A 13,326-nucleotide genomic window follows, 5' to 3' on the forward strand; every position below is an offset into this window, starting at 1 on the left:
ACGCAAAGCCGAGCACTTCCAAGCCTTCGCCGACCTCGCCGCCATCCTCATCTGCCACCGCCGACTCGCAAAAATCACCAACTGAGACACCCCCTAAGCAAGTCCCCACCGCGCCCGCACCACCAGAACCTGCCTGACTCCCCCATGACAAGATCGACAGGATATTGCCTGGGGCTCACTGGCACGCCTTCCACAGGCCCGTCGGCACCCTCCTCATGTAGGGGACAGACATCAAGCGTCTCTACCAAGATCGAGGGCAGTCAGGGTTAAGACGCCCCGGGGACGGTCGGTTGCGGGCCGTCGTGCTGGGCGTTGGCCCGCTGCAGTTTCGCCGGCGGCCAGTACCGGCGCACGGTGCGCTCGGATCTGCCGATCCGCTCGGCGATCTGGGCGGGATGCATCGACGGGTCCCGCTGGTACCAGTACGCGACGGCCGCCGGAGTGGCCGCGGCGACCTGGGCGGCGTTTCCGTGGTCGGAGGGGATCGTTGCTGGGGTCTTCGCGTCGTGGGTTGGCGTCCCGCCGGCGCGATCGCCAGCAGGACGGGACGGCTCGGAATCGCCACGGACGTCGTCGCGGTCGGGCTGAGCCGGGCGGTCTGGTGCCCCATCGCCTTGCGTGCTCGCGGCCTTTCCTCGTGATGGAACCGGGGTAGACACGGCGCCCGGCGACGCAGAGGTGGCCATTGGTTTGGTCTCGGTGACCGTTTCGGCGAGGCGGGGCATTCGCCGCCTGGTGGTCCGGTCGGCGCCGGCCCTCAGGGCGTGGTGTCCTAGCCGCTCCTGAGGGGCCGCTGGTTGCTGCGTGGGCGTGGGCCGGCCGGTGCCGGCGCGGATCCTTCCGGTGATCTCCACGAGGCTGATGCTGGCCACGACGACAAGGCCGTCCACGGAGATCGGCAGCAGGTAGGACGCGCCGGCGTCGATCTCGCCGTAGCGGGCGGCGACACCGACCATGTGCCAGTAGCTGACCCAGCCGGCGATGCCGGCGATCGCGGCGGTGGCCAGCAGCCGCAGGGCGGCCAGGGACCTGCGGTGGCTGGGCACCCTGGAGATCAGTTCCACGGTGAGCAGCAGCGCCAGCGGCGGCCAGGCGGCGATCAGCTGGCTGATGAGGTTCGGTCGGGCGTGCAGCACGTTCGCCGCGATCGACGCGGCGACACCGAGGGTGAGCACGGCACGCACCGCCCACCGCAGCGGCCGTAGACCGACCAGCTGGTCCCGGCTGGCCGCGTTCGGATGGTCACGGTGCGAGGACGGCGAGGTGGAGATGTCGGTCATGCAGTCGCTCCGTCCTCGTCGCGGGAGTGAGGCTGCGCCTGCGGGCGGGGCCGGGGGCGCTGCTGGGCGGCGATGAGCTCGTGGGCCAGGGCGAGGGTGTCTTCGTGGGGTTCGGCGTCGATCTCTGCGAGAGCCCGCGTCAGTGCTCGGCGCAGGGAGCGGATCGCGTCTGTCTGGCCGAGGGCGGCGCGGGCGCGCATGGCGTGCTGGTAGAGCTCCTCGGTGTAGGGACTGTGGCGGATCGCCTCGTCGAGCACAGTCAACTGGTGGGCGGGATGGTCAGCGAGGGCGTCGGCGAGCGCGAGGTAGGTGTCGAGGGCCTGCTGCCGTACGGCCTCGCGGTAGGGCTCGATCCACTCGTAGTCGACGCCGTCGGCGAGGTGCCCTCGGTAGGTGTCGACGGCGCGCCGTAACGCGGCGACCCGCGCTTGCGGGTCGGTGGCGCGTTCGGCGGCGCGGATCGCCGCGCGCATCCGCCACAGGTCGACGTCGACGAGGGCGGGGTTGAGCGTGTAGCGGTTCTGAGGATGGGTGAGGTAGTCGCCAGGGCCTGTCGTGTGCCGCATGACGGCGCGGAGGTTCGACACGTAGGTGTACAGCCGGCCAGGTGCCTTGCTGGTCGGGGCATCGGGCAGCAGGTCATCCAGAATGGCGTCCACGGTCGCTTCCCCGTCATGGACCGCCAGGTACACGAGCACCTCGAGGGCCTTGGCGCGCAGCGGCGGATGGGACGCGGCGTCGGTGATGCTGGGCGGGCCGAGCACCGATACCTGCACGCGGCGGCGCTGCTGCTGCTCGCCGTTCACGTCGGAAGGCACGGTTTCCGGTCCGTCGGCGAGTGGGGTGTCGTGACCACCGGCATCGGCAACGGCGCGCGTAGCGGCGATCGGATGGGGCCGGGTGTCGATGATGCCGGTCGACCCGGCCGATGCGTGGGGATGGGCGGCGACGGGGTTGTGGCCGGTGGCCTCGACGGGGCCGGGTGACGTGCTGGCAGTCGTCGGAGTGAGCGTTTCCGCTGGTCCCGGGGTCTCGGTCAGGGTGCCTCGGCCGGCCTCGGTCGAGTTCGCGGTGGCCGGTTGTCGGTCGTCTGACGGGGGCGCGGCGTCGTTGGGTGTCGGTGGTTGGCCGGTGTGGGACTCGGCGAGGACGCCGAGCAGAGCGAGGGTGTCGGCCGAGGTGAGCACGGCCAGACGCTCCACTGGGGTGGGACGGTCGTTTCGGTCGTCGGCGGCGTCGGCGAGGGCTGTGGTGCCGTCAGCGGCGACGGCGACGGTGTCACCGTCAGGCCATGCGCCGAGCAGCACCCCGTGGATGTCCAGGCGTGTGCCTTGGGTGAGCAGCGCGGCGATGCGGGTGTCCTGCCGGGCTGCGGCGGCGTGGGTCAGCAGCAGCACCGGCGGCAGCGGCTCCCCCGCGGGATCGAGCGTCCGCAGGTCGGCCACCGTGTCAGCGCCGTGAGCGTCGACGAGGCGGCTGCGGTGCAGGATCTGCGCTTCGATGAGGTCGAGGGCCTCCTCGGCGCTGGTGGTGACTGTCAGGCGCGGGGTGTGGGGCAGGGTCGCGGTGTCCGTGTCGAGGAGGGTCGTCACGGTTGTCGCTGGCATCACCACCTGGGTCCGTTCGTGTGGGGCGTCGAGGCCGCCGGCGGCGAGCGCGGCGGTCAGGAAGCCGCGGGCAGCGGCGTCGGCGCCCGGGCCGGTGAGCCCGAGGCCTGCGGACGGCCAGGCCTCGGCCAGCGGGTGCGCCAAGGACGGCACCGCCGGACGCGGCACAGGTACCGGGTCGCCGTCGGTGTGGTCTTCACCGTCGAGGGCGGCCGCGTCCGGCCCGGTGTCCCCGTCAATGGGGTCTGGGGACAAGTGGAGGTCGTGCCGTTGGTGGCGGGTGGTGGCGGATGTGGTGATGCGTGGTGCGGCCCGGCGCAGCCGCCGGCGGAGCTGCGTGACCACGGTCGGCATCGGGGTCGTGTCGGGGCCCTCGACGTGGGTAGCGGTCGAGGGTGGGCGCGGGGTGTAGCGGCGACGCCGGTGTGCCCAGACCAGCGCGGCGGCTGCGGCGATCGCCACAGCCAGGCCGATGTCCACCCAACTGCCGCCCGGCACGTCGATGCCCCGAGACCGGTGAGGTGTGGGCAACGGATCGCGTGCCGGCGGCTGCGAGGCGCTGCGGGATGGTGGAGTCACACCGGCGGTGCCCGGCGCGTTCGCGGTGACGGCGGGGCCTGCCGGGGGTGGTTCGGTCGCGGGTGCTGTCGGGCCTGCCGTGGTGGTGGTCGTGGGTGTCGGCGTTCCGGCCGAGGAGTCAGGCTTCGTGGGTGGCGCCGGGAGGTCCGGGCGGCCGGATTCGGTACGGCGCTGCTGATCGCGGCGCCGCGGTGCCGGGTCGCTCCTCTGTGAGGCGTCGGTCGGCAGGCGGAGAACCCAGCCTGGATAGATGAGGTCGGGGTTGCGCAGGGCGCCGCCGACGTGGGGGAAGCGGGCGCCCCGGTTGAGAGCGAAGATTTCCGGCCACCGGTCGGCGTCGCCGAGGGTGCGGGCAGCGATCTCGCACAGACTGTCGCCGCGGCGCACGATGTAGGTGGACGGCGGCGCAGCCGGCTGATGGCCCGCAGCGGGGCGGTGGGAGGCGGGTGAGGCGATCGCTTGTCCAGGCGCGGCTGGTTCATCGGACGTGGTGGTCGCGGGAGTGGCGTGTGCGACAGCACCGGTAGCAGCGGTGACGGCGGTCGCGCCGAGCAGCGCCGCGGTGAGGCCCTGGACCGGACGGGGAAGGCGTAGAACAGGTGCGCGGCCCAGCCGGCGGGCCAGCGCCGCATACGCATGGGTAAGGACGGCCGTGGCCAGCAGCAGCCAGAGCGTCACGGCCGCGGCTGCGACGAGAACGGCGACGACACCGCTGCTCATCGGATCGGCTATCCACTGCCGCATGGTGGCTGGCGCCGGCAGGTGCGGCGTCCAACCGCTGTGCAGCGCCGCGACGACCGTGATGGCGGCGGTGGACAGGACGCTGGTGGTGACTGCGGCGCTGCGGGCTCCTGGGGATGTCACCTGCCCTCCTCCTGCTCGCCGCACATCCAGCAGGGCTGCTGGCGGGGATGCAGTGACGCTATGGCCCCAGCACGGTGCGACATCCCGGTCGGTCGCTGACTGCACCTCACGACGCCTTACAAGACCTCACAACGGCAGGTCAGCGAGAAACGACGGAATCGGAGTTCACCAGCTGCAGCGCCTGCGCAGCGGCTCGTCGACCTTCTCAGGCGCTGCGGCACCAGCGGGACCGCACGGCCGCGCAAAGGGGGCAGCATCGAACGCGCTCGGTGGCGGGTAGGCGTAGTCGAGGTCCCCATGTCGCCGCGAACTGCGAGGCATCCCACAACGATGCCGCCGCCACCGAGGGCGAGGCTCTGCGCCACAGCGGCGAGGCCTACGACGGTGTAACTGCCGGCCAGGAACCCTATGGAGGGAATCACAACTCGGCTCGCAAGCCCGAGCTTCGGATATGGCACATCCTTCTCATGGCAACACAAAGAAACGCGCCTATCCAGCCAGCGCGCGTCCAGATTTAGATTTTGGGCGCGGGGCCCCTATCGATGCCCCAGTCCCCTAGTCGTCCGGTCGGCGCCCCCCAGTCCCCCAAAAAATACGTCTCGCGGTCGCCCGCATTGTCGGCGAGGAAAGAAGATCAGGAACGGATCGCGAAACCGGTCGTTTGACCGGTCCAATGATCGGGATCAAATGGCGGATTAGAAACCACAGCCAAGCGCCACCTTTGATGTTTTCGTCTCTGCCGATGAGCGGCGGGACGACCTTTGGGCTGATGTGGTCGAGAGCGAAGCATCAGGCACGGCCAAATGCGATTCGCCTTTGCCGTTCGACTCCTAACCGTTGACCCTCGCAAGGCCATCATCGAAGTCGAGTTCCCCGACGCGGCAGGTCTTCGCTGGCGGCGGCGCGTGGGCGAGCCGCCAGAGCGGCTGATCGCTTCACCAGTCCGACGTGCCGGGATCGGGCGGTGGATTGCTGGACGGCGAAGAATAAGACCTACGATCAGGAGCTAGAAGCCCTGACCCGCGGCACCCACTACCTGAACCGCAGCAGCTGATCAGGTCTGGGGCAGTTCCGATTTCCGATTTTCCTGATGGAGTATACGGATTTGGTGGTGCCAAATTAGTCTGCGCAATCTTAGCGGCCGCGCGTCTGTGTGAGCGAGTCAGCAATGAGAGAGCCTCGGCTTCCCGGCGTCCAGGTCAACGGCAACGACGTGCTTGCCGTGCGTGCCGCGACGGCCGCTGCCACACCGGGCCTGCACCGGTGGGCGGACCAACCCTCATTGAAGCCGTCACGTATCCATGGGCCCGCCGCCTCCTCCGACAACCCGAGCCGCTCCCGTCCGGCGGAGGAGGCCGCCCTCAACTCCGGCACCATCATACTGAAATTGATCGCAGCCAGCGCACGAATCGGCGCTTGTCGACGTTGTCGCACGTTTGCGGTCGCGGACTACGATTAGCGGCAAGATGCGCTGCGATGCTGACCCTGGAGGTGCCGTGGTTGATCAATTCAGGATGAGTTTCGCCGGAGATCCCGGTCTCGACGGCACCTTGAACGAACTGGCCAGGGACCTCAATGCGGCGGGCTGCCAGGTCGTCAAGGACACCTCCGAGGTTCCGGCGAAAGGCGTCGAGCTCGTCACCGCGATCAGCGTCAGCCTGGCCAGCTTCGCCACGGTCCGTCCCGTCATTCTCCGCATCCTGACGATGTGGGCGCAGCGGCCGCGGGATCGCGCGTTCATTCTCGAGAAGGAGCACAACGGGGTCACGACGACGGTGATGCTGCGGGCCAGTGGACTGGACAGCGCCGACTACCAGGCGACCATGGCCTCCATCGCGGCGTTGCTCGAGGCCAAAGGCACGGACGGCGCCTAGGCGGGTCCAATGCGTCGTAGCACCGCCAGAATCCTGCTGGCCGGGCGGAAGCCCGACGTCGCGCGCATTGAGCAGGTGCTGCGTGACCACCTGCCCGAGCGCCGGTCGTCGGACCGACACCGTCTCGTCGACGGCGAGGTCACGGCGCCGCGGCTCGCTCAGGAGCTGTCTTGGCTCATGTCGTCCGGCACCGACGAGAGCCTGCGGCTGTTCTACTACTCCGGCCACGCCACGATCCTGCCGTCGCAGGAGGTGGCGATCGTCTGCGCCGACTCCGTTCCTGAGAACCCGTCGACCTACCTCTCGGCGTCCGTGCTGTTCCAATTCGCGGCCGGTTGCAGCGCGGCCCGGCACGTCTGGGTCCTGGACTGTTGTTTCGCCGAAGGACTGGGCGCCAGCCGGTTGCCCGAGCCGCTGCGCAGCGTTCTGCACCACGCCGTGCTGGCCAGCAGCTCGCAGCGCTACATGACACCGGCCGCCGACGACGGCGCGGTCAGCCCGTTCACCGCCCTCCTCGAGCTGGCCGTCCGAGGGCTCGCCTATCCCACCGCCAACGAGACGGTCGATCTCGGGTCGATCGTCGAGTACCTGCTCCACGAGAGCAGCCGGCTGGGCGAACCGGCCCCGCGGTACTCCTATGCCGGCTCGGGAAACCAGCTCGTCTTCGTCCCGCAGTCGCTGCCGATGTCCGTACTGCGCCACACTCGTTCACGGACGGGCGCGGTACGCACCCTCCCGCTGGTCTCGGTCGGCGAGCCCGGTCCCCTTCGGGCTGGACGCGCGGTGGAACGAACGGATCTCGACGACGAGGTACGCATGGTGGACGGGCGGACCCGGCCGATCCTCGGCGTAAGTAAGTCCATCACCGCATATCGGCCGGATGCCACCACCCCCATCCTCGTCGACAGCCCAGCGTCACCGTCCGCCTGGGACCTCGTCGAACTGGCCGACCACCGGCCCGTCCTGTTCACGGTGTCGAGTCAGGCCGACATCCCCCAGTCGATCAGGGACCTCGTCACCGTGGACGTGCCGCCCCCCGTCGACGAGCGCGATGTGCTCTCACGCCTCCGCCGGCACCGTCTGCCGGACAAGGTCGCCCGGCGGCTGGCCGGAGACCTGGCGGAGCGGGCACAGGGATCGGAGTACGAGCTCAATCGTCTTATCCGCCAGCTACGGGCCTCGAGCATCGGCGACGGCTCGTCGGCGGCCGCCGATGAGCTTCCGGGGGTCGGCCAGACCGTCGCGCAACTGGTTGCCGCGTCGCCGTACGCCCTCGGCGTGCTGCGGATCTGCGCCGACGTGCCCGGGATGCACCTGCCCCTGTCGACGCTGACGAGCTGGCTGCGCTCGCAGCACGCGGGTCCGGGGGCGGGACACGGCGCCGGGCTCCGGTCGCTGCTCGCCGAGACCGGTCTGCTAATCCTGCGCAGCGGCTCGGTGTTGCTGCCGGTCCGGTTCGCCGGTGACGTGCTGGCGCTGCTGCCGGGCCTGGGACATCCGGGATTCGCCGCCTTCGCAGCTTGGGCGCTCGGCCAGCGCGGGACCACCGCCCGGCTGACGCCACAGGCGCGCCACCAGCTGCTTCGGGCCGCGCTGCTGTTCTGCGAGCACCGAGTGGGCGACCCCGCAGCCAAGGAAGACGTCGACATGGTCTTCCAGGCCTGTGGTCTGGACCTGTTCTCCTCGGCGACGCTCGAGGACTGGTTGCCGCTCACGGAGCAGGTGGTGCACTACCTCGGCGGGGACGCCACCGCCGGTGTGCTGAGCGTCTGCGCGCACGGCTACCGGCTCGCGGACGACTACGACCGCGCCCGAAGGCTCTTCCAGCGGGCCCGGACCGGGTCACGCGACCCGCTCGAGCTGCTCGCGGCGCGAGCCGGCATCCTGGCCATGGGCAACTACGTCGACGGCGCCACCCGGACGCGGCTCGACGCGATGTCGGCCGAGGTCGCCGTGGAACTGTCCGACCTGGACAGCGCGAAGACCGCCAAAGGATCGATGCCCCTGGCCCAGCTGCTGTTTCGCCAGGGCAATCTCGAGGTTTACCGCGCCCAGTGGGACGAGGCCCGTACGGCGTTCGAGCGGGCCACGTCGTTCCTCGCCCGTTTGGGAGACATCACTTCGGCCCGCCTCCGCATCGACGTGCTCAAAGGCCTGGGAGACATCGCTGTGGCACGGGGCGAGCTGGACCGCGCCGGGGAGATCGCCACGACCATGTTCCGTGCGCTGGTCAGGGACAACCTCGTCCGGCTCGGGCGTCCCTGCGTGGCGAAGACGCTCCAGTTCGCCGGCGAGATCGCCCGGCAGCGCGCCGTTTCGAGCGGGCTCGGTCCGGTTGCGGTTAGGACGCTGCGGGAGGAGGCCGCCTACTGGTACCGCCGGGCGGCAATCGAGTACCGCGACCAGCGCCTCACGCTCGGCACCCTCATGACCGGTTTCATGCTGTCGGAACTGGACGGCATGAACGGGGACCTTGCCGAATGTTTGGAACGGCACATGGAGGGTGTGGACGCGGCCGACCGGATCGGTTCCTCATTCATGCATTTCAAGTTTCTAGTCGGCACCGTCAAGGCTGGTGCGCTACTCGGTCGGGGCGGCCGCAATACCATTCTGCAGCCGTATGCGGACGAACTGCGAGAAGAGGTCGCGCGGTCACAGGCGGCCCCCGTGCATCTATTCTGGGGGAAGGTAGCACTCTGTCTTCTCGATAAGGCAAAGTCCGACGGTCTGCGCAATCTCGAACCGCATGCCGCCAATCTCCGCCTGCCTCAACAACTCCGTAACGATCTGCGGTCCGGGGTGCCCGGGCCATGGTTGTTCGGGTATTACTGAGGCATGGATCTGGCAGAATATCAGCGGCTGTCGGCAGCGACCGCGGTATATCCCCGTATCGGAAGCAACTACCACTACCCGGTTCTCGGCCTAGCGAGCGAGGCCGGGGAGGTCGCGGACGTCGTCAAGAGAATCGAACGCGACGACGACGGAGCCGTGACCGACCGGACGAGAGACGCAATCGCCGGAGAGCTCGGTGATGTCCTTTGGTACGTCGCGCAGGTCGCCTCCGAATTCGGTCTCGACCTTTCCGAGATTGCCCGCGGAAACCTCGAAAAACTCCAGGGGCGACACGACCGCGGCACCATCCGGGGAACCGGCGCGCGATGAGCCACACCGGATTTGCCAGCCGCTCTTGTGGCTCATCGTTGACTTCCGGATGGAGCTATGGTAGGTAGGAGCCGTGCACCGCTACGAAGGTTTAGTCCTGAATGATCGGGAAATCCGCCGGTTGACGCATTCCCGCACACCGGCTCTGCTGCAGTCATTCCTGGATTTCGAGGCTCAATTACAGCCGGCCGGTTTCGACGTGACCCTCAAGCAGGTCACCCGGCTCTCGGGCCGCAGCCGGTTGGGCCTCGGCGACGACGTCGTGGTCGCGCCGGGGAAGCCGGTGCCAGCGCCCAACGGCGTCTACGAGCTGCCGCCCGGCCGGTACCTGTTCGACCTCAACGAGATCACCGTGTTCCCGCTCGACGTGGCGGGCCTGGTGGTGCCACGGTCCACCCTCACCCGATGCGGCGCGACCCTGTCGAGCGCACTGTGGGACCCGGGGTTCCACGGTCGCGGCCGGGTCGCCGTCTCGGTCGGTGGCGTCGACGTGCTGGAGATCGCCCAGGACGTGGCGTTCGCGCAGCTCGTCTTCTTCAACCTAGAGGCGGCTGAAGAGGGATTCGCCTACAACGTGCCGCTGGCGTCGGTCTAGGTGACAACCCATGGTGGACTGTTGATCACGCAGGGCGACTGTTAAAGTCATTGACGTATGAGGTCGACGTTGCTCCAGCCGCGGCACGGAGTTCCGTTCGTCCTGGGCTTGCTGAATATGACACCAGGCTCCTTCTCCGATGGCGGCTTCTACCTTCGCCACGAAGGCGCCATCGTCCATGCCGAAGCCATCTGGCAGCAGGGCGCGGAAGTCATCGACGTCGGCGGCGAGTCCACCCGGCCCGGCGCCGGACGGACCGACGCGGACACCGAGACGCAGCGCGTCCGGCCGGTGCTCCGGACCCTGACCGAGCTCGGGATACCCACCAGCATCGACACAACGCGAGCCACCGTCGTGGCGGCCGCCCTGGACGTGGGCGCTGCGCTGGTCAGCGACGTTTCGGTTGGGCTCGCGGATAGGAACATGGCGAGCGTGGTCCTCGACTCGGGGTGCCCCTGGGTGCTGACTCATCGGCGCGGGCACTCCCGGTGGATGTCGCAGCTGGCCGAGGACGGCGATGCGGTCATCGAGGTCCGCGCCGAGCTGCGGCCGCGGGTCAACGCGGCCGTCTCTGCGGGCGTGGCTCCCGACAAGCTCATCGTCGACCCGGGCATCGGGTTCGCTAAGACCACCGAACACATCTGGCGTCTGAGTGCGTGCATCGGTGCCGTGCTCGACCTAGGCTTACCGGTCCTTTTCGGATCGAGTCGGAAGTCATACCTGGGGACGCTGCTCGCCGGAGCCGGCGGTATCCCACGACCGGCCGACGAGCGCAACGCCGCGACGTTGGCCACGACGGTGTTGGCGGTCCTGCAGGGCGTGTGGGGGAGGTACGGGCCCATAACGTGCTCGCCGACCGTCGACGCGCTCGCAGTGCTTCGAGCCCACGGAGGCGCATCGATGATGAACCCGCACGACTCGGCACCTGGCCGGACCGGGATGAGGCAGCGCGTCGTCCGCCCGGAGCGTCAGGAGTTCTTGATCGCACGGCTGGACCGGTCACTCGAGAGCAAGGATGCTTACACTCGGGTGAACTGTGGCGGCTTCGGCCGCGTGCGCCGGTTCAACACGTTCGCGATCCATCTGCGGGCGCGCGAGTCACGGCTGCCGGTCCGCGCCCACTTCCGGGGCCTGCCCCGCGTGCTGCCCTACCACACGCAGGTGTTCCAGCTCGCCGGATGCAACTGGAACTGCTGGTACTGCTTTGTAGACGACGAGCTGCTCGTCGGGGACGCGTCGCGGGGGGCGTTCCTCACCGCGACGCAGATCATCGACCTGTACATGGCCGAGCCGGATCCGCCACCCGTGCTCGACCTGTCCGGGGGCCAGCCCGACCTGGTCCCAGAGTGGTGCCTGTGGATCATGCGAGAGCTCGAGCGCCGCGGGCTGCGTGGATCCGTGTTTGTCTGGGTCGACGACAACCTGAGCGGTCGGTTCATGCGGCAATACCTGTCGAGGCCCGACATCGCCTACATGGCCTCGTTCCCGAACCACTCGCGGGTGGGCTGCTTCAAGGGCTTCAACGAGTCGTCGTTCGTCTTCAACACCAAGGCCGCACCGGGCGGCTTTAGCCGGCAGTTCGACGTGTTCAAGGACCTAATCACGGATGGATTCGACATGTACGCGTACGCGACGTTCACCTCGCCCGACATGACCGGTGTCGACCGGGCGATGGGCGAATTCGTCGACCGGTTGCAGGAGGTCCATCCCAACCTGCCGCTGCGGACCATACCGCTGGAGGTCCGGCGGTACTCGGCGGTCGGCGGCCGGGGCGTCGGGCCCATTGAGCCGCTCCTGGCGCGGCAGGACATCGCCGCCCAGGCCTGGGAACGGGAGCTGACCAGCCGCTACACCAGTGCCGAGCTGGCCACTCCGTACGAAGATGTCGATCTCACCTGACGCCACCGTGCCCGGCATCGGAGCTTCAGAGCCGAACGCGCCTTCGGTCGACTGGGATGGCATCACGCTGATGCTCTACGGCAGCATCGACGCCCCGCAGGGTCCCCGTTCGGCCCTTTCGGTGCTGTTGCTGCAGTGCATCGGGGCCGACTATCGGACCGTTGACGTCGGGGCGGATGCAGCGGCCCGGTCGGTAGCGGTACAGCGGTCCGGCGTGACGACCTTTCCGCAGCTCTACATCGACGGCGAGTACATCGGCGGCGGTGAGGTGATTGGAGAGCTCATGCGAAGCGGCTTCCTGGCCCGGCGGGCCGAAGCGGTCGATCTTCCGGCAGTCGATGTTCCGGCGGCGGATGTCCCGGCGGTGGATGTTGCCTGACGGTGAACCGCCGCGTCTACGTCCGCTCCTCGCCCGCCACGGACTTCCGCGCCGCCGCCCGGCCGTCACCTGGAACGCGCATCGCAGCGCCGTCACCGCACTCGAGCATCACGCAACGGGCGGCGTGTTCCTCTCCGGAAGCTTCGACGGCGAGATTCGGTTGTGGGAGCCTCCGGATCGGGTCCTTTCCAGCGTCCACGCGCACACCGGCGCGGTGATGTCGCTGGCCGCGGTCTCCGGCGTGCTCGCCTCGGGCGGCTTCGATGGCAACATACGGCTGTGGGACATCGCTGACGTGCGGCGTCCGACCCTGCGCCGCGAGCTTCTGGGCCACACCGGCTGGGTCGTCGGCCTCAGGTTCGACGAGGCCGGCAGGGTCCTGGCCAGCGCGTCGCACGATGGCACCGTCCGGCTGTGGCGGGTCGCGACCGGCGAGCTGACGCAAACCCTGGCCGGTGACGGCTCGCCGCTAACCACGATGTGCATGGACCGCCGCACGGGCACCCTTTACGCGGGCTCCGCCCGCGGCCTGATCCACGTGCTCGACCTGCGTTCCCCGGCCCGGCTGTCGGCGCTCGTGCGGTTGGCCGAGCCCCTCTCGGCGCTCGCCGCGCTCCCGGACGAGGGAGCGATCCTGGCGGCCACGACGCATCACAGGCTCTTCAAGATCAGTGATCGAGGACAGGTGGTCACGGCGTCTACGAGCCGTCCGCCGAGCTGGCCAACTGCGATCTCGATCGATGCCGGACGGCAACGGGTCGTGGTGAGCGCCGTCGATCGGACGCTGCGGTTGTGGCGGCTCGACACCCTGGTCCCGTGCGGATTCCTGGTCGGCGAGGGCGCCTCGCTGGGCGCCGTCGCGACGACCGCGGACGGGGTCGTCTACTCGGGCGACGACGGCGGGGGCATAGGTCGGCTCGAGGTCGGCAAGGACGAGGTCGCGGCCGACGGCCATGAGGGCTCCATCTGGTCGGTCGCGATCGACTCCGCCGCCCGCGTGGTGCTCACGGCGTCGTCGGACGGCACGGTGGGGGTGTGGGACGTCGACGGCGGCCGTCTCCTGCGGACGTTGGTCGGTCATCGGGGT

At 69.1% G+C, this 13,326-nt stretch carries 8 protein-coding genes and 1 pseudogene; 7 read left to right on the forward strand and 2 right to left on the reverse strand.

Annotation, left to right across the window (positions count from 1 at the left end):
* Positions 1-266: 266 nt before the first annotated feature.
* Positions 267-1,280, reverse strand: a complete 1,014-nt coding sequence (locus FB455_RS31805) for a DUF2637 domain-containing protein (RefSeq protein ID WP_013284974.1) — start codon at positions 1,278-1,280, stop codon at positions 267-269.
* Complete coding sequence (locus tag FB455_RS31810) at positions 1,277-4,435, reverse strand: BTAD domain-containing putative transcriptional regulator (protein WP_145755698.1); 3,159 nt, start codon at positions 4,433-4,435, stop codon at positions 1,277-1,279. The genes FB455_RS31805 and FB455_RS31810 overlap by 4 nt, the downstream gene beginning before the upstream one ends.
* Before the next feature lie 1,391 nt (positions 4,436-5,826).
* Here FB455_RS31810 and FB455_RS31815 point away from each other — a divergent pair.
* From FB455_RS31815 to FB455_RS31845, 7 genes and pseudogenes are all read left to right on the forward strand, one after another.
* Positions 5,827-6,204 (forward strand): hypothetical protein, encoded by a 378-nt coding sequence (locus tag FB455_RS31815; RefSeq protein ID WP_013284972.1) that lies wholly within the window; start codon positions 5,827-5,829, stop codon positions 6,202-6,204.
* Between the two features lie 9 nt (positions 6,205-6,213).
* Entirely contained in the window at positions 6,214-9,036 is a 2,823-nt protein-coding gene (locus FB455_RS31820; RefSeq protein ID WP_013284971.1) for a caspase family protein, read from the forward strand.
* Positions 9,037-9,039: 3 nt separating this feature from the next.
* Positions 9,040-9,366: a nucleoside triphosphate pyrophosphohydrolase family protein gene (locus tag FB455_RS31825; protein WP_013284970.1), complete on the forward strand. Its 327-nt coding sequence runs from the start codon at positions 9,040-9,042 to the stop codon at positions 9,364-9,366.
* A 73-nt stretch (positions 9,367-9,439) separates the two neighbouring features.
* Positions 9,440-9,961: a dCTP deaminase domain-containing protein gene (locus FB455_RS31830; protein ID WP_013284969.1), complete on the forward strand. Its 522-nt coding sequence runs from the start codon at positions 9,440-9,442 to the stop codon at positions 9,959-9,961.
* 57 nt (positions 9,962-10,018) lie between these two features.
* Positions 10,019-10,852 (forward strand): annotated as a pseudogene (folP, locus tag FB455_RS34995) (dihydropteroate synthase); the annotation flags it as partial.
* 991 nt (positions 10,853-11,843) lie between these two features.
* Positions 11,844-12,239, forward strand: coding sequence for a glutaredoxin family protein (locus FB455_RS31840; protein ID WP_013284967.1), 396 nt, complete (start codon positions 11,844-11,846; stop codon positions 12,237-12,239).
* The coding region (locus FB455_RS31845; RefSeq protein WP_186466475.1) for a WD40 repeat domain-containing protein at positions 12,229-13,326 on the forward strand (1,098 nt) is incomplete at its 3' end. The genes FB455_RS31840 and FB455_RS31845, both read left to right, overlap by 11 nt.

The sequence above is a fragment of the Micromonospora sp. CNZ296 genome (genome assembly GCF_007827635.1).